The sequence below is a fragment of the Hyphococcus sp. genome, from assembly GCF_965228385.1.
Lineage (GTDB): Bacteria > Pseudomonadota > Alphaproteobacteria > Caulobacterales > Parvularculaceae > Hyphococcus.
In genome coordinates this window covers 47,685-71,717 of the sequence record NZ_OZ245810.1, presented here as the reverse complement: position 1 = coordinate 71,717, position 24,033 = coordinate 47,685, and the positions used below count along the sequence as shown (strand labels likewise).

15 protein-coding genes are annotated in these 24,033 nt (G+C 56.3%); 6 read left to right on the top strand and 9 right to left on the bottom strand.

Annotated features, from left to right (window positions below):
* Positions 1-87: 87 nt before the first annotated feature.
* The 6 genes from ACQK2Q_RS00290 to ACQK2Q_RS00265 form a co-directional block, all read right to left on the bottom strand.
* A complete protein-coding gene (locus tag ACQK2Q_RS00290; RefSeq protein ID WP_425407756.1) occupies positions 88-2,220 on the bottom strand; it encodes an NAD-dependent epimerase/dehydratase family protein in 2,133 nt (710 codons plus the stop codon).
* Positions 2,217-3,200, bottom strand: coding sequence for a glycosyltransferase (locus tag ACQK2Q_RS00285; RefSeq protein ID WP_425407755.1), 984 nt, complete (start codon positions 3,198-3,200; stop codon positions 2,217-2,219). The genes ACQK2Q_RS00290 and ACQK2Q_RS00285 overlap by 4 nt, the downstream gene beginning before the upstream one ends.
* Complete coding sequence (locus ACQK2Q_RS00280; protein ID WP_425407754.1) at positions 3,197-4,396, bottom strand: glycosyltransferase family 2 protein; 1,200 nt, start codon at positions 4,394-4,396, stop codon at positions 3,197-3,199. Before ACQK2Q_RS00280 ends, ACQK2Q_RS00285 begins: the two co-directional genes overlap by 4 nt.
* Before the next feature lie 6 nt (positions 4,397-4,402).
* Positions 4,403-6,583 carry an AAA family ATPase gene (locus tag ACQK2Q_RS00275; RefSeq protein WP_425407753.1) on the bottom strand — a complete coding sequence of 727 codons (2,181 nt, stop codon included), beginning with the start codon at positions 6,581-6,583 and terminating at the stop codon, positions 4,403-4,405.
* Positions 6,584-6,656: 73 nt separating this feature from the next.
* Positions 6,657-9,071 carry a tetratricopeptide repeat protein gene (locus tag ACQK2Q_RS00270; RefSeq protein ID WP_425407752.1) on the bottom strand — a complete coding sequence of 805 codons (2,415 nt, stop codon included), beginning with the start codon at positions 9,069-9,071 and terminating at the stop codon, positions 6,657-6,659.
* Positions 9,072-9,141: 70 nt separating this feature from the next.
* The gene (locus ACQK2Q_RS00265; protein WP_425407751.1) at positions 9,142-10,368 is read right to left on the bottom strand and encodes a WecB/TagA/CpsF family glycosyltransferase; all 1,227 of its coding nucleotides are present in this window, start codon (positions 10,366-10,368) and stop codon (positions 9,142-9,144) included.
* 420 nt (positions 10,369-10,788) lie between these two features.
* Between ACQK2Q_RS00265 and xrtD the strand changes: the two genes are divergently transcribed.
* Positions 10,789-12,417, top strand: a complete 1,629-nt coding sequence (gene xrtD / locus ACQK2Q_RS00260; RefSeq protein ID WP_425407750.1) for a VPLPA-CTERM-specific exosortase XrtD — start codon at positions 10,789-10,791, stop codon at positions 12,415-12,417.
* Here xrtD and ACQK2Q_RS00255 read toward each other — a convergent pair.
* Positions 12,414-13,382: a glycosyltransferase family 2 protein gene (locus tag ACQK2Q_RS00255; RefSeq protein ID WP_425407749.1), complete on the bottom strand. Its 969-nt coding sequence runs from the start codon at positions 13,380-13,382 to the stop codon at positions 12,414-12,416. The two genes, xrtD and ACQK2Q_RS00255, sit on opposite strands and share 4 nt — an antisense overlap.
* Positions 13,383-13,647: 265 nt before the next feature.
* Here ACQK2Q_RS00255 and ACQK2Q_RS00250 point away from each other — a divergent pair, with 265 nt between their 5' ends.
* The 4 genes from ACQK2Q_RS00250 (at position 13,648) to ACQK2Q_RS00235 (ending at position 20,636) form a co-directional block, all read left to right on the top strand.
* Entirely contained in the window at positions 13,648-15,279 is a 1,632-nt protein-coding gene (locus ACQK2Q_RS00250) for a GumC family protein (protein ID WP_425407748.1), read from the top strand.
* 35 nt (positions 15,280-15,314) lie between these two features.
* Entirely contained in the window at positions 15,315-16,133 is an 819-nt protein-coding gene (locus tag ACQK2Q_RS00245; protein WP_425407747.1) for a CpsD/CapB family tyrosine-protein kinase, read from the top strand.
* A gap of 169 nt (positions 16,134-16,302) precedes the next feature.
* Entirely contained in the window at positions 16,303-17,382 is a 1,080-nt protein-coding gene (locus ACQK2Q_RS00240) for an efflux RND transporter periplasmic adaptor subunit (RefSeq protein WP_425407746.1), read from the top strand.
* Entirely contained in the window at positions 17,379-20,636 is a 3,258-nt protein-coding gene (locus ACQK2Q_RS00235; protein WP_425407745.1) for an efflux RND transporter permease subunit, read from the top strand. The genes ACQK2Q_RS00240 and ACQK2Q_RS00235 overlap by 4 nt, the downstream gene beginning before the upstream one ends.
* A gap of 4 nt (positions 20,637-20,640) precedes the next feature.
* Here ACQK2Q_RS00235 and ACQK2Q_RS00230 read toward each other — a convergent pair whose 3' ends face one another.
* A complete protein-coding gene (locus ACQK2Q_RS00230) occupies positions 20,641-21,624 on the bottom strand; it encodes a LysM peptidoglycan-binding domain-containing protein (protein WP_425407744.1) in 984 nt (327 codons plus the stop codon).
* 102 nt (positions 21,625-21,726) lie between these two features.
* Here ACQK2Q_RS00230 and ACQK2Q_RS00225 point away from each other — a divergent pair, with 102 nt between their 5' ends.
* Positions 21,727-22,281 (top strand): TIGR00730 family Rossman fold protein, encoded by a 555-nt coding sequence (locus tag ACQK2Q_RS00225; RefSeq protein ID WP_425407743.1) that lies wholly within the window; start codon positions 21,727-21,729, stop codon positions 22,279-22,281.
* Here ACQK2Q_RS00225 and gltX read toward each other — a convergent pair.
* Positions 22,278-23,606: a glutamate--tRNA ligase gene (gltX, locus tag ACQK2Q_RS00220; protein ID WP_425407742.1), complete on the bottom strand. Its 1,329-nt coding sequence runs from the start codon at positions 23,604-23,606 to the stop codon at positions 22,278-22,280. The genes ACQK2Q_RS00225 and gltX overlap by 4 nt on opposite strands.
* Between the last annotated feature and the right edge of the window lie 427 nt (positions 23,607-24,033).

Below are 24,033 nucleotides of genomic sequence, written 5' to 3'. Positions count from 1 at the left end.
AAGCCGCGGCGTTTTTTCTTTGGCAATAGAAAATAACAAAGTGTTTCCTACGCGGGAAAGAATGCGAACGTTCAAAATAATTCCGCGTTAATCAGTCTTCGAAGTATATATACCGAACAGGTTTGCATCGCCGATGGCGCGTTTAATGAAAGCGTTGCGATCGCTTTCCGGCGTCCAGCCCAGCGCAGATTTTGCTGTTTTGTTTTCATAAGGAGAAAGCTGGGCGCGCGATTTCCAGTCCCGGAAACTGGGTTTAGTCAGGCCGCTTTTCTTCGCCAGGACGCGTTTCAGCCAGTATTTGACCACATCGACAATATAATAGGTCCAGATTGGCGTCGCCTGGGCGCGCATATTGACGCGATTGGCCTCTCCCACCGCGGTGAAATAATCGCGAGCGCTTAGCATGGGGTCTCCAATCAGGTTGAATGACCGCGCTTCGACGTCTGCTGTTTCCATGGATAAGACAAGACCGTCCGCAACGTCGTCCACCAGTACAAAAGGCAGTATATTGCGCCCGTCGCCCCACATTTTACACGCTGTGGCGCCGCGCCACATGGCGATCCCCCAATGTTGGAGCGGCCCGCCCTTGCCGATCACAATGCCCGGACGAACAATCACAAGCGGCAGACCTTGAGTGTCCGCCAACTCTTTCAGCGTTTCTTCACAAGCCGCTTTCGAGCGCGCGTAAAGATTGCGCCGTTCAAGATCGTGATCAAACGGCGTTTCTTCGGTTATTGGGCGATCAGGCTGTGAGGCGTCATAGGAATCGATCGTGCCGGTGTAAACAAGGCGCCTGACGCCGGCGGCGATACACGCCTCGCCAATCCGGCGGGTCACCGCGACATCGTTTTCCAGATAGCCCCGCCAGCTTGATTCCGTCGCTTTGGCGAGATGAAAAACACCGTCCACGCCATTCATCGCGTCACGCAAATCATCATCGGATTTTAGATCGCCCGTGTATACGGAACTGCGCCCATCCTGACGCGCCATGCCGCCGCCCGAGCCGCGCGAGAAAATTCTCACATTATAGCCGCGCTCAAAAAGCGCGTCGCACAGCGCCCTTCCGATAAATCCTGTACCGCCAATCACCAGCATGGTTTTCCCGTTTGCCGGCGGGGCCGGTTTATCCTCATGGTCTATTTGTTCGAGATCTGGCGCCGCCGCCTTCAACACCGTCTCGATCATCGCCGTCGCTTTCGCGGCAAGTCCCGCGCTGAGACGCCGGTCGACTGGTTCACCTCGGCTGAGCCCGTGGTAAAACCGCTCGACGGCGCGCTGGATGGAAAGACCGTAAGGCGCAAGCGCGTTCAGCGATTTTAGTTGACGAAATGTGTTGGCGGCGCCGGCGCCCATCGCCTGGCCTGCGGCGGACATTTGCTGGGAAAACGGCCCAACGACAATGTCCCCCATTGCGGCGCGTTCGAGCTGATAAATATCCTGTGCAAAATCATATCGCGCGCGCGCGCCCAGTCCGCGCAAAGCGATGCTGCGGTTGTCCGCGCCTTCCACCAGAGAAATATTCACAGTGATCGACGCGTCGCCGGCGCGTCCCGTTATACGCCATCCCTGATAATGCTTTACGCCGCCGGGAATGGCGATCGGGTATTTCAGATCGACAGCAATGTCTTCCAGTTCGCCAAAAATATCTGCGACAAACGCGAACAGATGCGGCCCGAGCTCAAATAAAAGATTTCCGCTTTCGCGTAGCATCCACAAATTGAAAGGCCCCGACCGCAGTGGCGGCAACGGAAACTGCCAGTTTGCCTCAAACGTATCTATCGGCCCGATCACACCGCGCTGAATGTCCCGTTTCAGCTTGTCGTATGACGGCAGCATCAGAAAATTGTGGTTGACGCCAAGCGCCACGTTTTTTTCGTTCGCCAGTTGATCAAGGCGGCTGCAATCGGCTGCGCTCAGGGCGAAAGGTTTTTCCACGAAGGCGGCGACGCCGGCGTTAATGATTGTTTCGGCAGCCTCGGCATGAAGATGCGGCGGCGTCAAAATATGAATGGCGTCAGCGACGCCAGCCTGAAGCATCTCGTCGAGCGAACCAAACACGGGAACGCCGCCATGCGCATCGGCCAAGGCCTGTGCTGCGCCGCGCGACACATCACATACGCCGGTCAGTTCAACGCCATGCGCGCGTTTAATCGCCTGCGCGTGCCAGCTTGAAATATACCCAGCGCCCAGGAGCGCCGCTCTGATAGTTGGTTGTGTCATTTATATTCAACAATCCCGATTTCGTTTCCGGTCATTTTTTTGAGTCGATACTGAATCATGCCCAGAAGATTGGGGAATTTCGCCAGCGTCAGAAACGCGGCGCCCAGCATTGCATGATTTGGCTGCTGTCCGTCTTTTATGAGATTGCCGCGCGTACGCCAGAATGAAAGCGGATAAAGCCCAAACAGCAAAAGCGTCCAACCGCCCGACACGGGCGCGCCAACAAGGGCGATTGCCGGCAGGAGAAGCCCCCAGCCCCAGGCGCGACGGCGCTCGGCTTTGAAGTAATCGCCGTGAATGTCACCGAGCTGGGCAAAAGCGTGCCCGGCTCTTACCATTCGCCGCCACCATTGCCCGAAATGGCGCATATCCGCATCATGCAAACACATATCATGGTCTATGCGGACAATTCGCTCGCCAAGCGCGCGTACGCGAATACAAAAATCATCGTCTTCCGCCGCGATAATTTTTTCGTTAAATCCGCCGACAGACCGGAAAATATCGGCACGCGTCATGAAAATGCCGCCGCAAGCTTCTATCTCGCCGACAGGTCCGTTCCATTCAATTTCGCACAGCCGGTTATAGACAGTGGCGTCGGGATCGCGCTCGCGGCACTTTCCCGTAACAATTCCAATATCGCTTTGTCCGGTCAGACGTTCAAGACCGGCAGTCACAAACCCTTCCGTGATCTCACAATCGCCGTCGATAAACATCACGGTTTTCGTATCCGGCCATCGTCGCGCCAGTTCTGCAAAGCCAGCGTTTCGCGCGCGCGCCGCCGTAAACGGAATTTGAGTGTCGAGCCGGACAACCGCCGCGCCGGCGCGCTCGGCATGGGCGACGCTGCCGTCAGTGGAGCCGGAATCCACATAAACAATCCGGTCGCCTTCGCGCATCAGCGAGGCGAGGCATCGCTTGAAACGCTCACCCTCATTTCGCCCGATAGCGACAAAGCCGACTGTATCTTGCGAAATTTTCACGCGCCGTTTCCTGCATCATCGCCGCCGCGCGTTGGCGTCCAGTTTTTTGCGCTTTCGCGGCCGGAACGGCCAAAGACATTTGCTTTTGCTGCAAGAAACGCGACAAGCCCGCCAAGCGACGAGGGCGGCAGCGCATCGCGTCCATGGCGCGCCCATCCGATAACGACAGCGCTGGCCGTGAGCGCCAAGGACCACCAAACAACCGCAAATGGCCAGGACACACCGGTGAACAGCCACACGCCCAGCGCCAACAACGCAATTGCGCCCTGCAGGCCGATGAAGATCGTCAGGGGAGGAATTAATAGATCGATCGCGGCGCCGACAAGACGGCTGTTTGATGATTTAACGCCCTCTACTATCAAAGACAGTCCTGATTTTGCACTGTAGCGCAATGAGCCCAACGACCAGCGGGCGGCCTGCCGCGCGAGCGCACGCTCGCCCACCGGGAAATCGCTTTCGACAATTTGCAACGGCGCTAGCACCGGCGCAGCGCCCGCACGCGTCAGGTCGAATGTCAACGAAAGGTCTTCGACAATCTCTGCGGACGCCAGTGGAACTTTCTCTATATGGCGCCATGGAATGGCGAAGCCGGAGCCTGTGAACCGAGTCACGTCAAATAGCCTTTGCAGCCCCAGCATCCGCGTATGATTGATAAAACCCCAGACAAATTCGGCGGCCTGCAAGCGCGGACTGGCCCCTATCGGCGCTTTCATGAGGTAAAGCGCCTGAACGGGCCGATCTCTTTGCTCGGCCATCGCAGCAATGTTGCGCAGCGCGCCCTCTTCGAACATGCAGTCGGCATCGGCGAGAACAACAATGTCCGGCGGCGCAGCGCGCAGCATGTCGATTCCAAATTGCAGGGCGTAGCCTTTGCCGCGCTTGTCCGCATCCGTTCGTTCCGCCGCCTGCGCACCCGCGCGCCGGGCGATTTCTGCTGTATCGTCATTACAATTATCCGCAACAACTATAAGTCTGTCGCCGTCACTCAATTGCTGTTGAATATTGCTCAGTGTCGCGCCGATGACAGAAGATTCATTGTGCGCCGGGATGATGACGGCAATTTTTCCCGTCAGAGCGCGCCGCGCCGCATTGGCCGGGCGCGGGAGCGATGCGATGACTTCAACGAATAGAAAAGCCGCGAGAAAAAGCGCCGCGACCGCCAGGCCTGCGGAGAGTATGACGAAAACAGTGTCCATGCGGTGTTAACCCTGGGGCCTCGAACCGCTGGTCCAGAAACGCAAGGCGCCGAAAAATTCGGCAAACCTGCCAAACACGGCGTAAAAACCATTGCGCCATGAAGACGGACGAAACATCCCGCGGCGAAGCACGCTTGCAAGATATTTAATCATGTACACGCCAATCCCGGCTGCGATGATTCCCGCGGCGACGTATCGTGCCGGCGTCATGGGCGCAAGCATGGATGCCGCGAGCCCGCCGAGCGTGGCGATAACCGCGATAACTACCGGAAAAACACAGCCCCACAACACAGCCTGTATTGTTTGCGACACGCCCTGCCGCTCCGGCGGACCGCCATGAATAGACATCGCGTAAGCATTGTCATACCCGCGCAGCAGCGCATTTTTCCACCATGATCGCAACGTCGCTTTTTGCGGATTTCGTATCAGCATGCCGGAATCAAGACGCCAGACATGACACCCGCGCCGGCGCTGGCGAATGCACAAATCTTCCAGGTCCCAGGTTATCAAATCGCCGCGAAATCCGCCCGCCGCTTCGAAAGCAGAAGCGCGCACCAGGGCGCCGCCGCTTGTTGTCGCGACGATCTCTCCCGGCGTTTCACTATTTTTCAGTTCAGAAAGCGTTGCGAAATGAAAATTATGGCCCGGCTGATTGCGCATGGCGCCTTCCACAACGGCGACTTCAGGCCGGCGCTCCATGAAACGCTCGGCGGCGTTTATCCAATCGGGATCGACAGCCATATCCGCATCCATGAACTGGATATACTTCAAATGCGGCGCAATTTTCTTGATCTGCCGGTAACCGGCATTGCGCGCCCTGCCAACCGTCTGTTGCGGTCTGACATCGCTCTCGACAACAACGGCGCCCGCTTTTCTCGCAACCGCCGCCGCCTCAGCCATCGGGAAAAGCGGGGCGAAAACAACGGCGCGACTGTCAGCCACCGACCGAATGGCGGCTTCCGGCGAAACTTTTGGATTATCGCTAACAACAATGACGCCTGTTGAAGGCGACGCTGTTTCAACAGGCTTTGCCGTCGGGGCGGGCGTTGGCGCTGTATCTCGCGACGGCGCCGGATTCTTCGCGCGTACAGCGGTTTTCGTCTCCGCGCCAAAATTCGCGCTTGTCGCAGGCGTTTCCCGCACAGCACGGGATTGCACATCCGATACAGTTTTGATCGGGGGCGGCTGGCGGCGGCGTTCCGTCGCTTCGCTGTTTGCCGCAGCGCCATTGGATTGCGTAACGCCAGAACGGGGCGGAGCTTCTTCCTGAGATGCGTGTCGCTCTGGCGGCCGATCGTCGCCATCTACAAAAGCGCTCGGCCCTTCTTTTTTCGCAGGCGAGATTGGCGGCGCAGCATTTTCGTCAGACGCAATGCCGAAAACACCATAGGCCTTCTTGTCGCGAATGACATTCCGGATCGTTTCAACGCCGACAACGAGGTCTTCGGCTGAAAATGCGTATACCAGCGCGGTGTCGGCGATGACATTGATCACGCGCGGAACGCCGCGCGATTGGGCGGCGATCTGATCAATCGCTCTTTCTGTAAATATGCGCCGCCGGCAGCCCGCGATGGAAAGCCGCGTTTCTATATAGGCCTGCACTTCATCGCGGCTCAGCGGCGTCAGATGAAAGTCCGACCCTACACGCTGCGTCAATTGCAGTAATTCAGGCCTGTTCAGAACATCTTTCAGTTCAGGCTGGCCAACCAGAATTAGCTGCAGAAGTTGGTCTTTGCCGGCGTTGATGTTTGAAAGCAACCGCAGCTCTTCAAGCATATCGACTGAGAGATTTTGCGCCTCATCGATAATCAGTACAATGCGCTTTCCTTTTGCATATTCTCCGATGAAAAAATTCTGCAATTGAGAGAACAACGCAACGTGGCTGTTTTTCTCAAAAGGCTGGCCAAAGGCCATCAGCACCCAGCTTAAAAGGTCGCCGCGGCCCGCCTGCACATTCGACAAAAGGGCGACCGTGTGACTATCGGACAGCTGATCCAGCAGACGATGAACGAGAGTCGTTTTTCCACACCCGACTTCGCCAGTAATTACCGAAATGCCTGCATAATTGAGCACGCCATATTCCAGCATTGCATAGGCGAGCCTGTGCGTGCGCCCCCAATATAGAAAAGAAGGGTCAGGCTGAATGGAAAACGGCTTTTCCGAGAGACCGAAAAACTGTTCGTACATGCTCTAAAAGCTTCCAATCGGCGTCTGCGGGAACACTCTGGCGCTTCAGCGCGCGGCGAGGCCGCGATTAAAATTACATCCGGTCCAACACTGCGCGGGCTTCGTCTTGAAACAGAAATTCTTCTCCGCCCAGTTCCAGCGCCTTTTCCAGATTGGCGCGGGCCGCGTCTTCATCGCCATTGGCGAATTGCGCGGCGCCCAGATGATAAAGCATCTCCGGATTTTGCGGCACGCCCTCGACAGCCTGAGCAATATACTCAACAGCTTTTTCATATTCGCCGGCGCGATAATACGCCCAACCTACCGTATCGCGGTAAAACGGGTTTTCGAGATCTTCAATCGTTTTCGCCGCTTCAAGGGCGCGCGCAATGCTGGCCTCGTCGAGACGTAAATCGCTTGACAGGCTGACAAAGTTATTGGCGATAATCCGGTCATTCGGGCGCTCATCAATAAGATCTGCGTACAGATCGAGCGCTTCTTCACGATTTCCTTGCGTAATCAATACGTCCGCCTTGAAAACACGCATTGCGCTGTTGTCCGGGGCCGCCTCAAGACCGTCTTCGATCAGCGCTGCGGCCCTGTCCATCTCTCTCTGGCCGAGATAATGCCGGTAAAGCAGTTCATAAGCTTCCGGCCGCTCAGGCGCGCGCGCCACCGCCTCTTCCAGCGACGCAACATACGCCTCTTCGTCATCACGCTGTCCATGGATGCGCGCCAGCAATAGCCGCGCAGAATAATTGTCTTCGTCAGTCGCAATAATACGATTCAACAGCGTTTCCGCTTCATCGATGCGTTCAGTGCGAATGTAGGATGTAACCAGCGCGGCGAGCGGCTGGCTCTCAAGCGGCAAGTTGGATGCATCGGGAGAAAAATTCTCGATCACGCTTTCATAATCGCCCGCCCCCACAAAAGAAGCGGATTTAATATTGGCGACAAGCTCATCCTGATTTTCAACGCGCTCAAGCATGGTTGCGACTTCTTCCGCGCCGCGCCAGTCCTGGCGCGCCAGACGGATCGAGGCGAGCAATTTAAGGTTTTCGACATCTTCAGGATTTGCGGCGAGAGAATCCACCAGTACTTCTTCGGCGCGATTGGGGTTTTTCCGGCGCAGCAGGAATCTTGAGAATTGTCGAGCCACAGGCGCCGCCTGATCGCTCGCTTCGAATGCTTTTGCATATTCGGCTTGCGCAAAGCTGAAATTATCCTGCTTTTCAAACGCCGCCGCCATCAACATCATGGCGTCGTGAGAATCTGGACTGTTATCGAGCGCCGTTCTCAAATTGACGATGGCCTGATCGTATTCCTCTTGATCGATTAACAGCGCCGAGCTTTTCAGGAGCGCATCCGTATTGCGCGAATCGGCTTCCAGAATTTCATCAATCAATGTCAGCGCCTGATCGCGTTCACCGTTTTTGAGCATGATGGCGGCGATTTTGTTTTTCGCTCTTAACGCAATGTCCTGATCGTCAGAATTGGCCATTGTGTCCAGCAGCGAACGCGCCTCTTCGAAATCATTTTCCTCGATGTTGTAATCCACGAGCGCAAATCGGAGATCGGTGTTTTCCGGCGCGCTTTCCAGATAGCTTCGAAGCTTTGCCTCTGCAGCGTCGGTTCCGTCCGCACGCTTGATCAGCCGGACGACATTGATGATCGCTGTGAGGTTATCCGGCTCAAGCGCAACAATCTCTTCCAGTTGGTCGCGCGCAGCCGGTAAATCGCCGCGGCGAACAAGCTCCTGCGCGTAGACGCGGCGGTAAGCGGACTGTTCCGGAAAGAGGTCAATCAGTTCCGCATATGCGTCGAGCGACTCTTCCTGCCGCCCCATGGATTGCAGCACATGGATGCGGAGCAATTGCAGCATGGCGATTTCAGGATCGACGGCGAGGGCCTTGTTAATTTCTTCGAGCGCGCCTTCCTGATCGCCTGAAACGGAGCGATCGGTCGCAAGCACCGTAACCGCTTCGGCGTTCGCCTGATCTTCAGCCACAACCTCGCGCGCCAGCTCAACAGCGCTGGCGTTGTCGCCGATTTTTAACAGCACGCCGGCTTTCAAAGCTTTTGCATCCAGATTGTCAGGCTCTAGCGCCAGCGCCTTCTCCGCCTGTTCAAGCGCGGCGGTTTCATCGCTGCCAATCAGATAGAGTTTGCCAAGCTTGATCTGCGCATCGACCTGGGTGGAATCGAGGCGAACAATATTTTGCAAAATCCCGAACATCGATTGAAAATCGTTCCGGTCCTCGGCGATTTCAGCCAGTCCAACCATGGACGGCACATGCTCTTCATTGATTTTGAGCGCATTCTGGAACTGAATATACGCCTTTGGCAGTTCGCCTTCTTCAAGAAACTCCTGCCCATCTTCATAATACCGTTCGACTTTTTCTTCTGGAGAGGCGCATGCAGCCGCGAGCGCCAGCAGGGACGCCGCCATCAGACTTTTCAGACCGTTTCTCTTAATCGACTGTTCAACCCTGCTTAATTTAACCGTCATGGATAATACCCCTGCTCCTGTGGCGTCTCGTTTGCCACTGTTGTTTGTTCCTTACAATGCGCTGCAGCGCTCAGACCGCCGCCTGTCGGGCCGGCGGCATATCCGCCGCATGGCCGTGATCGCTATCGCCGCCAGTGCTATAAATCATATTATTCGCTCGAAACGTCCTGTTTTGCGCTTTCGCCAACCCTTTCAACGATATTTGCGCCGCCTTGGCGGCGAGATTTTTCTCCAACATCAGGACAAGGCCTAGAAAAGCACGATCAAAAGACAGGACTTTCGTAAAATTAAGGCAAACGGGACGTCCTTCGGCCGCGGCGGTTCTGAATGCATCCCGGACAGGCCGCAAGGCGCCGTGCGTCAGATCGCCAGACAGTATAATTTCAACCGAGCCCGCTGTTCGTTCAATAAAAGCGGCGGGTTTTGTTCCGCCTGATTTGCGCCGCCCTGTCATTTGCGGCGCGAGCCGGGTTGCAGCAATCATCAAAAGGGCGCGAGCATCCAAAAAGTAGCGTTTCCACAAGGAGGGCTCCTCTTTTATCCGCCACGCCCATTCCAGGCCGGTCCGCTGCATCCAGCGCGGCGCCCGTGCGACGCCGCCCGCCGTAAAATCGACCACGGCGCCCAGATGTGCCGTTATCGGGGCCGTCAATCTGTCACGGTTTCTTTCGATCCAGGCCTGCCCCTTGGCCGCGCCCAGCGCCACCATTACAAAATCAGGAGACGTTTCGTTGATCCGCTCAATGATCGCATCCGTACTCATGCTGTCAACGTCGCCATGACCCGGATTGTAAAATCCCGCGGCTTCGATCCCGCCTTTTTCCTTGTTTACAGCATTTGCAGCCGCTTCGGCAGCGCCGTCCCGGCCGCCAAAAAAGAAGACCCGGAGTTTGCGACCCGAAAATCCCGGCCGGCGGCGCAGCACCTCAAACAGATCCGATCCGGCGACCCTGGACGTCACGGGCACGCCGAGAAGTTTCGCCATCGCCACCAGCGGCGCGCCGTCTACAAGACTGAGATCCGCGTTTATAATTTCCCGGCGCGCTTTTTGATCCCGTAAGGCCCGGACTAGAAAATTGACATTCGGCGTCACAAAGGAAAGACGGGCGCCATCCCGCACAGCCCTGTCGATAGACGCCACGGCCCGGTCGATATCGGCGATATCAACGGGCAGTCCCATCAGACACCACACGTCCCGGTCGAAATCATCGCGCTCGAAGGAAACCGTGCGATCGTCTGAACGTCCTGCGTCCAGCATGTCCGGTTGAGAGTTAGAATAAAGGTTCGGCTCTGCCATTTGTCTTTCAATACCGTCAATTACGGTAAACACCGAAAGCATCGTATCAGTTCGGAACGGGGTTTATCGTAAATAAAGTCTTGCCGCACTACGCGCAATTTGAAGAGCAAACATGAGGCCAGATTCACCCAAAAGATGTCTTTAACCATACTTTTGTTTGAAAAAGCGAGCGACTATGGCCGGACGCATTCGCGCAACATCTCGGTAACCAACTGTTTACGCTATGAAATTCTCAAAAACAGCTTTAAGGAAACAGGAGTCCGGTAGCGTTAACGCCGCAGCAAAAACGACGAAAGTACGCCACATCACGCCGATGTCGATTGATCCGCGGCGCCTTTTTTGCTGATTTGTCATGATTCATCGAAACCAGTACCCACAACGGCGCGCGCAGCCATACACCGAAAGTTCAATCAGTTATTTATGTCAAATGCGACAATGCCCACGACGACGCCGTCCCGCGCAAGTTTCGAATTGCGCCCTTTTTATCTCATCGGCGCGTTGGCGCTGGCGATATTGTTCGCTTATGCGGGGGGCATTGAAAATCTTTTCAAGCGCTGGGGCGAACAACAGGAATTGAGCCACGGCTATTTTCTGCCGCTGATCGCGGCTTGGATGCTCTGGTCCCGCAAGGACGCGCTGCAAAAGAGCGTTGGCCGGCCCGAGCTTCTGGGGCTCGCGGGCGTAGTGATTTCGTCGATCGTGCTGATTCTTTCCGAACTGACCGTGACATCGCTGATGATCTTTCAGCAGCTGGCGATGCTGCTGCTTTTCTCATCCCTGGCCCTGGCGCTTGGCGGTTGGAGTATATTCCGGCTTTCCTTGCTGCCGATCGGTTTTCTGCTGTTCATGGTGCCGCCGCCTTATTGGGCCATCACGGTTCTGTCTCAGCAATTCCAGCTCTGGTCTTCACAGCTTGGCGTCGGGATGATCGAAATGCTTGGAATTCCGGTGCTCCTGACCGGAAACATTATCGATCTCGGGGACTACAAACTTCAGGTCGCCGAAGCGTGCAGCGGGCTTCGATATCTCTTTCCTTTTTTAAGTCTCGGGTTTCTGGCGGCGTATCTGTACAAAGCGCCGCTGTGGCAGCGCGCGATCGTTTTTCTTTCAACGATTCCCATCACGATTTTCATGAACAGCGTACGCATCGCGGTTACGGGCATTCTGGTGCAGCAATTCGGCACTGAACACGCCGAAGGCTTCATCCACATGTTTGAAGGCTGGGTTGTATTCCTGTTTTGTCTGGCGATGCTGTTCGCCGTCATCGTTATTCTGGCCAAAGCAACAGGCAATAAAAACAAAGCCGCCGATTTACTCGCCATGCCGGACATTGAACCGGTAACACCCGCCAAACCATGGGCGGCGCCCATATTTATTCGTAACGCGCTGATATCGCTGGCGCTAATTCTCGCGGCAGGCGTATACGTTCATTTCGGCGTATCGAATATCCTGAAAGTGCCGGAGCGCGATGATCTCGCAACGCTTCCCTACGAATTCCAAGGGTGGGACACCCAGATCGAACAAATCGATGCGCAAACATTGAACGTGTTGGGCGCAGACGATTTTATCGTCTCCAATATGACCAACCCTGAGGGCGAACACTTCAATCTCTATATCGCTTATCTCAATATGCAGCGACACGGCCATAGCTGGCATTCACCGCGTCAGTGTATTCCCGGCGGCGGATGGCAGATTACAAATCACGATATCGAGCCGATCACGCTCGAAACCGGCGAGACGTTTCATTACAACCGGATTATCATAGAAAATAAAGGCATGCGGCAGCTCGTCTATTACTGGTATGACCAGCGCGGACGCAAAATCGCCAATGAATTCGTCATGAAATTCCTGCTGATTTTCGACGCCGTACGCATCCGGCGCACGGACGGCGCGATGATCCGGATTATGACGCCGATCCTGCAAGAAGAGTCGCAGGATGTGGCGGAAGCAAGACTGCAAGAATACATGCGCGATCTACAGCCCAAACTGCCGAAGTACATTCCGCCTGCGGACGCTCCGATTACCCAGGAGTTCGACCCGGATAATTAAGCCCGGTCGCCGCGCCACCCGATCCAGATATCGCGGGCGCGGCTTTCAGCCACCCGGGGCGCCGGGCGCCCGACAAGCCCGCGTAAGCGGGCGAGGGCGCGGCCTAGTCCCCATGCGATATTGGCGATAGCAGGGCCCGCCGGCCCATATAATTGACGAAAATAGCGCGAGCGCGAACGATAGTAATATCCCGGCAACCGCGCGCCCGCGCCCTGCTTTTCACGCAGTTTCGTCGTGCCGCCCGCGTCATGTTCAAAAACTGCGTCCGGAACGTATTTGATATTTGCGCCTTGCGCTTTCAGGCGCAGACAATACTCGCAATCCTCGAAATACAGGAAAAAGCCCTCATCCATTGGACCAGCTTTGTCGATCTCCCCGCGCCGGATCATCACGGCGCTGAAGCTCACCCAATCCGGACTGGTCGTTTCATCCGCCGGAAAAATCGGGGTTTCGCCGGCGGGAAATAGCTTAGTAACCGGGCCGGTTTGCGCCCCCTCCACAAATTCGCTGATCAGGGAATGACGACGGAAACGGGAGACTAACGGCTCGCCTGCGGTTGAAACTATCTGTGGCGTGAAAATCGCAGTCTCACCGTTATCCGCCGCCGCGCGCGCCAGCGCCGCCAGCGCCGTGGGGCGCGCGATCGCGTCGCTATTCAAAAGCAGGACATATTCCGAAGAAATCGCGTCAAAACCAACATTATTGCCGGCGGAGAACCCGCCATTTTTCGGGGCCGCAACCGTTTTGAGACGGTTTTCAACCGTCGATGCGGCGCAATAGCGCGTTAATTTTTCAAACGATCCGTCGCCTGATGCATTGTCGACGATAGCGACCCCGGCGTCGATCTCGGCCAGTTGCGGCTCAAGCGAGGCGAGGCATGTCTCCACCAGCGCGGGCGTGCGATAATTTACAATTATGATCCCGAGGAAAAATCGGCGATTTTGGTCAAATCCGCTATGGCCCATTCGATTTTACTGTCTCGCTCATGCTGCATTTGCTAAGATTGGCTTTAACATGTTGTTTTAACATGCGCCTCTAGAAATATCGTGAAAAGGCGAAATGGAACGAAACTTACGTTAAGAGGTTACCGACAGTTCTGTGCAATAAATCGCCGAGTGGTTAACAGCCTTGAATACGGCGTATTTTTTGCAAATTAAGCGTCGCGAAAAGGTTCGCACGGCGTTGGGATTTATGGCCATGCGGCCTTAAGAAGAATGGAATGTTCGCATCATGGGCGATGAATTTACCCTTGAAGACGCACTGATTATCCTCAAGCGCAGGATATTATATTTTCTGATTCCGGCGCTGGTGATCGCCCCTATTGGCGTCATTACAGTCATGCTGCTGCCGGCCAAATATACGGCGCAGGGCACCATTCTTGTTGAATCCCAGCAAATCCCGACAGAATTCATACGCTCGACGATCAACGCCTACGCCCAGGAACGGATCCAGACAATCCGCCAGCGCGTCATGACGAGAAACCGCCTTCTGCAAGTCGCAGATGAGCATAATCTCTTCCCCCGCGAACTGGGACTGTCCGAAACCGAACGTGTGCAGCGTATGCGCAGCCAGTTGCGAGTCGATTTGATTACGACATCCGCCAATCGCGGCTCCGGCGACGGCACGATTGCATTCACCGTCGCTTATACAGACCGCAATCCCCGGAACGCCTATCTCGTCGCCAACAAATTCATGACGCTGTTTCTTGACGAGGATGTCCGCGCGCGCACCACTGGCGCGTCCAATACAACGGAGTTTTTTGAAAGAGAAACGGCGCGGCTCCGCAACGCCGTCTCGCAGCTTGAAAACCGGGTGTCCGAATACAAAACGGAAAATTCCGGCGCGCTCCCCGAACAGCTCAACACCAATCTCGATATGCTGGAGCGCGCGCAGCGTGAATTATCGTCGGCCCAGTCGTCTATCTCGCAACTGGAAGAAGAACGCCGGTTTCTGGAAAACCAGTTGATCAGCGGCGGCGCAGGCGACAATAGCATGACCTCTGAACTGGCGCGCCTTGAGTCTGAACTGGCGCGACTGCGCGCGACTTATCAGGACACCTACCCGGAAGTGCGCGCCAAGCGGGACGAAATCGCCGCCCTGAAACGGCGCATGGCCCCCAGCGCGGAAATCACAAAGCTTCGCGACGAACTGACTGCTTCGGAAGATCGTCTGACCGAGCTTGAGCGGGCGCCGGAGCCGGATGCGGAAGCGATTGCGGAAGCCGAAACCGATGTCGAGGCGGCGCGTACCGCGCTTAGCGAAAGAATCACGGAAGAAAGCCGACGCGGCGCAAACGATCTCGCCGGCGTTCAACTGGAAGGGCGCATAGCCGTAGTCGAAAACCGGATTCGAATGCTGAACAAGCAATCGGATTCAGCGTCGCAGAAAATTATTGCGTTGGAAGAGCGCATCGAACGAACGCCTGAAATCGAACGCGGGCTCGCCGCCTTGACCCGCGACTATGAAAACATGTTCCAGGAGTATCAGGACATCCTCACAAAACAGCAGGACGCCCAGCTTGCTGAAAACCTGGAAGAAAATCAGCAAGCGGAGAAGTTCTCCATTCTTGAGCCTGCATTGAACCCTGAGGAGCCTTCCAGTCCGGATCGTGCGAAATTGATTTTTGCAGCGCTGGTCGCGGCTATCGGCGTCGGCGCCGCCACAGCGTTTGGCGTTGAAATGTTCAAATCCCGCTTGCGCGGCCGCAACCACATATCCAACGTTCTCGATGGCCAGCCGATCGCCATTATTCCCTATATTCACGGCGAGAAGGAGCGGCGTTTGCGGTTGCCGTTTATTGGCCGCAGGAAAAAACACGCACACAAGCGTAAACGACCGGCGGCGCGACCTGAGGCTGCGTGAAGAAGTTGAAAAGAATTTTGGCGTAAGGCGAAACCATGGACCGCATCAGAAATGCAGTTACCCGCGCACGGCACGAGCGCGACAAAGTCACTCCCTCCCAGGAAGCGGCGGCGAATGCGGTTGCCGCGGCGGCGCGCCCCGAACCGCGCGCCCCGTCGCATGATTATGACTTCGCGCCAGCGGAATGCGACTTCAATAATTTCGGCAAACACCGGATTATCGCCAATGAACAGGACCCTGTGCTGAACGCCTATCGTGTTCTGCGCACGCGCGTGCTGCAAAAGATGGAAGCCAATAACTGGCGCACACTGGCTGTTGTCTCGCCCGGATCGGGCGCCGGCAAGACCGTCACGGCCATCAATCTCGCCATCGCGATCGGTTCGAAAAGCGGCTCGCGCGCAACCTTGATTGATCTCGATTTTTATCGGCCAAGCGTGGCGCGATATCTCGGTCTGAAAGATTTTCCCTCCGTTCTCGATTATTTTGAGGGCAACAAGGAATTGCGGGAAATCGCCCTGCGCCCTGAATTGCCTGACGTTTTGGTATTGGCGAATGAGCGTGTGACCCGGCGCGGCGCCGAATTGCTTACCTCCGCGCGTGCTGATCAACTGATCGATACCGCGGTAAACGGATTTTCATCCCGGGTTGTAATCTTCGACATGTCGCCGCTCCTGGGTTGCGATGACACGATTGCTTTCCTTCCCAAGGTCGACTGCGTGCTGCTGGTGGCAGCGAGCGGCGATACGCGGGTTGATGAATTAAAAGAGGCGAAGCGCGTTCTGGGTCAAACAAATATCCTCGGCACCGTCTTGAACAAGGCGCCGGCCGCTTTCATGCCAAACCAATATTATTAATTGGTCAGTTTCGCTGCACTGTCGTGCGACAGCTGCAAAAAATCAGTATATTTTGCACTGCAATGGTTGAAGCAAGCAGGTAAACTCACCAGTATAGTGAACTGTGAAGAATTTGTTCACATGATCGCGGTTAATTCACTATTATCCATATCTGGAATGAGCCGGCCCCATGAAAGTTTCACAATCCGTCAAGCTGGCCGGCATCGTCGTCGCTTTGATCGCTCTTTATTTCCTTGTCGCCAGTCTATTCGGAGCTGGCGGCGGCGAAAACACGGCGGCGCCGGAAACCGGCTCAACGTTCACAGTTCTCACTACGGCGGTTTCCCCGGAAAGCTGGCGGGATGAAATTGTGGTTCGCGGGCGCACGCAAGCGGAGCGCAAGGTCACCGTACGAGCGGAAACCAGTGGCGCTGTCCTCGAAACCCCGGCGGAACAGGGCGAAATCGTCGAAAAAGGACACGTAATTTGCCGGTTGAACGTCGATGCGCGGCGCGCTCAACTGGGCGAAGCGCGCGCCGCGTTCGAAAAAGCCGAGCTTGATTACAAGGCGGCGACGAAACTTTTCGAGGACGGCTTTCGGGCGGAAACCGGCGTCGCGGCCGCGAAAGCAAGCCGCGATCAGGCGGCCGCCGCGATGGAACGCGCCGCGCTGGAGCTGCAAAAGACGGACATTAAGGCGCCTTTCGAGGGCGTGTTTGATCGGCGATACGTAGAGGTCGGCGATTTCATGGCTGTGGGCGATCCCTGTGCGACGATTATTCAGCATTCGCCGTTTCTTGTCGTCGGCGCCGTTTCCGAGCAGGACGTCAACAAAATTACCAAAGACGACCGCGGCGTCGCGCGTCTCGCCACAGGTGAAGTCGTAGAAGGCCGCGTGCGCCTGGTTTCCTCCACCGCCGACCCGGCGACTCGAACGTTTGATGTGGAATTGGAAATTCCCAATGAGGACGGCGCGCTGCGAGACGGAGTCACGGCGGAATTCAGGGTCTTCGCCGAAGAACGAAATGCGCATCGCGTGCCGCGTTCAGCGCTGGTGCTGGATGACGGAGGCGATATTGGCGTGCGGACGATCGGTTCCGGCAACGCCGTTGTGTTCGCGCCGGTGACAATGATTGGCGAGACGCCTTCCGGAGTATGGGTTTCCGGACTTGAAGGCGATGTGACGCTTATCGTACGCGGTCAGGAATATGTTTCAGCCGGACAAATCGTGGAAACAGCGTCGGCGGACGATACGGACACGCCCTCATGACCAGGCTGATCGACGCTGCTTTTTCGCGTACGCGCGTTGTCATGACCGCGATGGTGGTGATGGTTTTTTTTGGACTTCTTGCCTACAAAACCATCCCCAGAGAAGCGGATCCTGACGTTCCGGTTCCGTTTGTCGGCGTGACAATTGTCCTCCCCGGCATATCGCCGGAGGACGGCGAGCGTCTGCTTTTGCGGCCAACGGAACTTGAACTTCAGAATGTCGAAGGCCTCAAACAGATGGACGCCTTCGCTTACGACAGCGTCGCGCAATTCGTCCTTGAGTTTCAAACGGAAGTGGATATCGACCAAGCTGTGCTTGATGTGCGCGAAGCGGTCGATCGCGCCAAGTCCGAGTATCCTGACGATGCGGAAGAACCCGTTGTCCAGGAATTCAATGTCCAAACACAATTTCCGATTCTGACCACTATCATTTACGGCGAGGCGCCGGAACGCGCGATATTTCAGACCGCCCAGCGACTTGAAGACAGGCTGGAAAGCATTTCCGGCGTTCTCGAAGCGCGGCTGACCGGCGCGCGAGAAGAACTGCTCGAAGTCATTGTCGATCCGGAGGTGCTTGAATCTTACGGCCTCACGGAACTTGAGGTCGTTAACGCGGTCAACACCAACAACCAGCTTGTCACAGCCGGCGCAGTCAACCTTGAAGACGGGCGTTTTACGGTAAAGGCGCCGGGTCTGGTTCGCAATGCGCAAGATCTCGCCGATACGCCCGTCAGGGTCAGCGGTGAAAATGTGTTGACCATCGGCGATGTGGCCAGCATCCGCCGCACGTTTAAAGACCGTGAAGGATATGCGTTATTCAATGGTCAACTGGCGATCGGCGTCGAGATTTCCAAACGATCCGGATTCAATATCGTCGAAACAATAGAAGAAGCACGCAAAGTCATAGAAGAAGAGGCAAATCTCTGGCCGCCGACCATCAAATATGAATACATCGCGGATCAATCCATATTCGTAAAAGACAGCCTGAGCGGCCTCACCGCATCTGTAATGACTGCGGTTTTGCTCGTGATGATTGTTGTTGTGGCGGCGCTTGGCCTGCGCTCGGCAGTCATGGTGGGCGTAGCCATACCGACGACGTTCCTCATGGGATTCATGCTGCTGGCTGTGTTCGGCTACACGCTGAACATGATGGTGATGTTCGGTTTAATTCTCGCAGTCGGCATGCTGGTCGACGGCGCGATTGTGATCGTTGAATACGCCGACAGGCGCATGGCCGAAGGCGCCGCGCGGCGCGCCGCCTATCTGGAGGCCTCCAAACGGATGTTCTGGCCGGTGATCACGTCCACGGCGACGACACTGGCGGCGTTTGCGCCGTTTCTGTTCTGGCAGGATACGCCGGGACAATTCATGAAATATCTGCCGCTGACGCTGATTTTCGTATTGCTCTCTTCACTTGTCGTCGCGCTGGTTTTTCTGCCCGTAATCGGGTCGCTTTTCGCTATTCCAGACTGGATGAAGAAAAAGCTTGGAATGAAAGGAAAAACCGAAGCGCCGACAAAAAAATATGAAGTCGATGAAATTGATCCGACAACATTAAAAGGTCCGGTTGCAGATTACGCGCGATTTCTAAAAGCGCTGGTGGCTCGTCCCATCCTCGTCGGCGTTGGCGCGCTGGGCGTCGCTGCATTTTGCATTGGGTCGTTTATCGTCGCTGCGCCAGAATCGGAGTTTTTTATTCGAAACGACGATGATCAGATAAACCTTCTCGTCATGGGACGCGGCAATCTTTCGCCGCAACAGAATATTGAAATCGTCAAGGAAGTCGCCGCCCGTATAGAAGATCATCCCGCGATAGAACACATCTACCTCCAGACCGGTCCGGAGCTGGCGCGCGGCCAGGATACGCCTGTTGAAACAATTGGTCAGGTGGGTCTCAATCTTGTTTATTATTCCGAGCGGGAACACTCGCGAGTCGTTGTGGATCAATTGCGCGAACGCGTAAGCAACATTCCCGGCATTCATGTTGAAGTGCGCCAGCGCGAATCCGGGCCGCCTGTGGGCAAGGACGTGCAGGTTGAGATTACGTCTCCCAATTTTGAGGCTATGGTTGAAGCTGCAAAAAAAGCACGCGCCTTCGTCGAGTCATCAACTATGGAGATCAATGGCCGCGAGGTTCCCGCCTATATGGATCAGGAGGACACGCTTCCCCTGCCGGGCATTGAATGGTCCATCGAAATCGACCGGGCGCTCGCTGGACGATATGGTTTGTCCGTCCAACAGGCGGGCGCCGTTCTGCAATTCGTAACGGACGGGCTCCTGATCGATAAATATCGTCCCCAGGACGCCGACGATGAAGTGGATATACGCGCGCGTTATCCGGAAGAACACCGGAATATTTTCGCCCTCGATCAGGTTCGCGCGCAAACACCGCAAGGGTCTGTGCCTTTGTCTAATTTTGTTGCGCGGGTAGCCAAGCCGCAAGTCGACAGGATTATCAGGCGAGACGGCGCGCGCATCATTGAAGTCAAAGCGAACGGAAATACGCAGATTGATGGCTATGCAGTCAGTCAGGACCGAGCCATAGCCAATATGAAAAGCTGGCTGGAATCGGACGCATTGGGCCCTGATGTATCGTGGATCATGCGCGGCGCTGATCAGGAGACTGCTGACGCCGCCGTGTTTTTCCAGAACGCCATGATTGCTGCGCTCTTTATGATCGCGATGATATTGCTTCTGGAATTTAACAGCTTTTACCACGCCGCGTTGACATTAACAGCAGTCATTATGTCCGTGCTCGGTGTATTATTATCAATCGCGCTGACCGGACAGTATGTCAGCATCATTATGACCGGCACCGGAATCGTGGCGCTCGCCGGCATTGTTGTAAACAATAACATCGTGCTGATCGACACGTATCAGTATCTGCGCCGCAAGGGTCTGTCGGTGGAGGACGCCGTTGTCCGGACAGCGGCGCAACGGGTAAGGCCGGTGCTTTTGACGACCGCCACAACCATCCTTGGTCTGTTACCCATGGTGTTTGAAATCAATGTCAACTTTTCAGCGGGCACGATTACCCATGGTTCGTCGACGTCAGACTGGTGGGTGCTGTTGTCGTCTGCGGTTGTTTACGGTCTTGCCTTTTCAACAATCCTGACATTGATCCTGACCCCGGTCATGCTGGCGGCGCCAACCGTTATACGTAATCGCCTCTTCCGAAAAAAAGCCGTCAACGAAGTGGGGCAAAAACGGATTCAGCCGCCGGCGCGGGACGCCGTGCCCCACGCGGCGGAATAATCCGTTACTGCGGATCGCTTTCTGCATCCTCGTCAGAATCCGGCACGTTGAAAATCTGCCCAGGATAGATCAAGTCCGGATCACGAATTTGATCTTCGTTCGCTTCATATATGATCGTATATTGCGCACCCTCGCCATAGGCGCGGCGCGCAATGCGCCACAGACTGTTGCCCGGCTGGACGATCACCCGCCCATCGCGCAGATCGATATTGTCCGGGTTCGCTCTTTCAAAAGGAAGCTCGATTGCATAAGCGGGACGTCCATCTTCATCCAGTTGAATCACCAGAAGTTGATAGACGCCGGGGGCGATCTGCGCTTCCGGCGCAATCGACCACCGGCCATCGCTGCTGGCGGCGGTTTGTCCCAGCATCTGCCTGTTAATGAATAATTGCACGACGCGCCCCGGCTCGGCCCGGCCGGAAAAGATGACAGCGCCTGTATCATCATAGTCGATAACGTCCAGCGAAAGAGGCCCAAGTCCATCCGCCGCATCGCGCGGCTCTTGCAGCACTTCTGTAGCGCCGCCGGGCGTTGTGCGTAACACGAGCGGTAAATCGCCTTCGCGTTCGGGCACGTAAATCAGGATGGTGTCTTCCGAACGGATCGTCATGCCGTCCGCCGTCCGCATTGAAAGGCTGAGTTCAACCGGTCCACCGTCCAGCGGCGTATCCGTCGCAATCACCCATGAACCGTCCGGTTCAGCGTCGGTTCGCGCCAGCTCCTCTTCATTAGCAAAGATCGTCACCTCGGAACCAGGTTTGGCGCGCCCTGCAATGACCGCGTATCCTGTGCGATCAACACGCACGATATCAAAACTCGGCAGGGACGGCTCAGCCGGCGCGTCGACCTCTGGATCGTCCGGCGTCACCGGTGTTTCAACGGATGCGGGCGGACGGTCCGGTTCGTCAATAATCTTGAAACGTTCCGCAGCTTTCCAGCCGATAAATCCGAGAACAATCAGTAACAGGACGATAATAACGACACGCATGGCGGCCATGCTCCTTGAAATAATGTTGCGGACCCCAATTTACTTTACCCTTAAGAAATTCCGCGTACAATGCCCAGCCAACAACAAGAAACGTGTAAGTATATGAAATCATTATGTGTTTATTGCGGGTCCCGACCGGGAAGCGACCCCGCCTTCAAAGAAACCGCCATCGAAGTCGGCAAGGAGGCCGCCCGCCGGGACTGCCGGATCGTCTATGGCGGGGGCAAGCTGGGGCTGATGGGCGCGACAGCAGGCGCGGCCCGGGACGCCGGCGGCAAGGTTTTCGGCGTCATTCCCGATTTCCTGGTGGAGCTTGAGGGCATTCTCGAGGGCGTCGATCACAAGGTCGTCGACAATATGCATGAGCGCAAAATGCTGATGTTCGAGGAATCGGACGCCATTTTGACCCTGCCCGGCGGCATCGGCACGCTGGAAGAAATTATCGAGGTTCTTTCCTGGGCGCGGCTCGGGCTGCACCGCAAACCGCTCATTGTTTTGAACGTCAATAATTTCTGGTCGCCGCTGAAAGAGCTGTTGCACCACGTCGTGGACAACAAGCTCGCCGACAAGGAGCTCATCAACGATATCGCCTTTGTAGATAACGTCCCTGCTGCATTCGATTACGCTGAAAAACACATGTTGCGGGAACTGGTCTAGGCGCGCTCGCCGCGCAGCCGCGCGCGCGCTTTTTCCGCACCGATCAGCGGCAAAAGCGCCGCCATTTCCGGCCCGCGTTCGCGGCCGGTCAACGCCAGGCGGAGCGGCATGAATAGATTTTTTCCTTTCGCGCCGGTTTTTTCTTTGAGCGCATTCGTCAGGGCGCCCCAGCTGTCCGTATCAAGAGTATCCGGCACAAGGCTTGCCGCCTCGTTTGCGAAGTCCTGATTTTCGATCACTGGATCAACTTCGCCGTTGATAACCGCCAGCCATTCGGCGGCGTCCGCGAGCCGGGTGATATTGCCGCGCACCGCCTCCCATAAGGGCGGTGTGACGCCAAGTTTTTTCAGGCGCGATTCCACTTCATCATAGGGCGTTTCGTGCAACAGCTTGGCGTTCAGTGCTTCAAGCTCGGCCATGTCGAAGCGCGCGGGCGCGCGGCCCAGCCGGTCAAAATCAAAACCGCCGGCAAGCGCCATAAGGTCCGGTTGCGCCGTCACCGGATCGGCGGTGCCAAGCTTTGCAAGCAAACTCGTGATCGCGGCGGCTTCAAGCCCATCATTGCGCATCGCCTCGATCGACAGCGAGCCGAGGCGCTTCGACAGGCCCTGCCCGTCAGCGCCGATCAGCAGCGAATGATGCGCGAATTCGGGCGGCTCGCCGCCCAGCGCCCTGAATATCTCTATCTGCACGCCGGTATTGGTGACGTGATCCTCGCCGCGCATGACATGGGTGATTTGCAGATCGATGTCATCCACACAGCTCGGCAGCGTGTAAAGATACATGCCGTCTTCGCGGATCAATACGGGGTCGGAAACGCTCGCCGTGTCCACCGTCACCTCGCCGCGAATATGATCGTTCCAGCGCACCGGCGTTTGCGACAGCTTGAACCGCCAATGGGGCTTGCGCCCTTCGGCTTCGTATTTCGCGATGTCGTCGTCGGAAAGGTTCAGCGCCGCGCGGTCGTACACCGGCGGCAGGCCGCGCGCGCGCTGGATCTTGCGCTTGCGGTCCAGCTCCTCGGCAGTTTCGTAACAAGGGTATAACAGGCCCGCGTCTTTCAGCTTGTCGCGCGCGGCGTCATACAGCGCGAAGCGCGACGACTGGCTGACGGTCTCGTCCCAATCGAGGCCGAGCCATTTGAGGTCCGCGCGGATGGCGTCCTCATATTCCTCGGTGGAGCGCTCGCCGTCAGTATCGTCGATGCGCAGGACGAACGTTCCGCCGGATTTGCGGGCGAACAGCCAGTTCCATAAGGCGGCGCGCACATTCCCCACATGCAGCTTGCCGGTGGGCGACGGGGCGAAACGGACTTTGACGGTCATTTAAGGTCTCAGGTTATACAAGGACGCGAGCCATTAGCGGGGATGCGGGGCGGGGTCAAATAGGCGTTGGCAGGCGCTGTCCGCCTCCCCTTTACCGCTTCCCCCCGCTTTGCGCGCGTGATTCGGCTCCTCCCCAGCCGCCGTTCGTCCCGGCGATCCTTCGAGACGCCAAAATCCCCTTCATCCTGAGGGCGCGCATTTTTATCCATAACTTTTCCTCGCCGCCGCCGGTTCCGGCGCGAACGCATGAAGATGAGAGGCGCGCGGGACGTGAGACATCCTCATCGCTTGGTATTAAGCACATGGACGCATCACGTCCCGCGCGCGGCTTTTACAGCGCCGCCAATCGATCGTGTTCGGCGCGGGTTTTCCAAATTCGACGGAATTGGAATTCCCGCCTTTCCCCGAAGACTCGACTGAAGCAGCC

What these genes read in the sequence shown, in the direction of transcription:
- ACQK2Q_RS00290 (WP_425407756.1), bottom strand. Translation starts at nt 2,220, where the DNA reads ATGACACAACCAACTATCAGAGCGGCGCTCCTGGGCGCTGGGTATATT.
- ACQK2Q_RS00280 (WP_425407754.1), bottom strand. Translation starts at nt 4,396, where the DNA reads ATGGACACTGTTTTCGTCATACTCTCCGCAGGCCTGGCGGTCGCGGCG.
- ACQK2Q_RS00275 (WP_425407753.1), bottom strand. Translation starts at nt 6,583, where the DNA reads ATGTACGAACAGTTTTTCGGTCTCTCGGAAAAGCCGTTTTCCATTCAG.
- ACQK2Q_RS00270 (WP_425407752.1), bottom strand. Translation starts at nt 9,071, where the DNA reads ATGACGGTTAAATTAAGCAGGGTTGAACAGTCGATTAAGAGAAACGGT.
- ACQK2Q_RS00265 (WP_425407751.1), bottom strand. Translation starts at nt 10,368, where the DNA reads ATGGCAGAGCCGAACCTTTATTCTAACTCTCAACCGGACATGCTGGAC.
- xrtD (WP_425407750.1), top strand. Translation starts at nt 10,789, where the DNA reads ATGTCAAATGCGACAATGCCCACGACGACGCCGTCCCGCGCAAGTTTC.
- ACQK2Q_RS00255 (WP_425407749.1), bottom strand. Translation starts at nt 13,382, where the DNA reads ATGGGCCATAGCGGATTTGACCAAAATCGCCGATTTTTCCTCGGGATC.
- ACQK2Q_RS00250 (WP_425407748.1), top strand. Translation starts at nt 13,648, where the DNA reads ATGGGCGATGAATTTACCCTTGAAGACGCACTGATTATCCTCAAGCGC.
- ACQK2Q_RS00245 (WP_425407747.1), top strand. Translation starts at nt 15,315, where the DNA reads ATGGACCGCATCAGAAATGCAGTTACCCGCGCACGGCACGAGCGCGAC.
- ACQK2Q_RS00240 (WP_425407746.1), top strand. Translation starts at nt 16,303, where the DNA reads ATGAAAGTTTCACAATCCGTCAAGCTGGCCGGCATCGTCGTCGCTTTG.
- ACQK2Q_RS00235 (WP_425407745.1), top strand. Translation starts at nt 17,379, where the DNA reads ATGACCAGGCTGATCGACGCTGCTTTTTCGCGTACGCGCGTTGTCATG.
- ACQK2Q_RS00230 (WP_425407744.1), bottom strand. Translation starts at nt 21,624, where the DNA reads ATGCGTGTCGTTATTATCGTCCTGTTACTGATTGTTCTCGGATTTATC.
- ACQK2Q_RS00225 (WP_425407743.1), top strand. Translation starts at nt 21,727, where the DNA reads ATGAAATCATTATGTGTTTATTGCGGGTCCCGACCGGGAAGCGACCCC.
- gltX (WP_425407742.1), bottom strand. Translation starts at nt 23,606, where the DNA reads ATGACCGTCAAAGTCCGTTTCGCCCCGTCGCCCACCGGCAAGCTGCAT.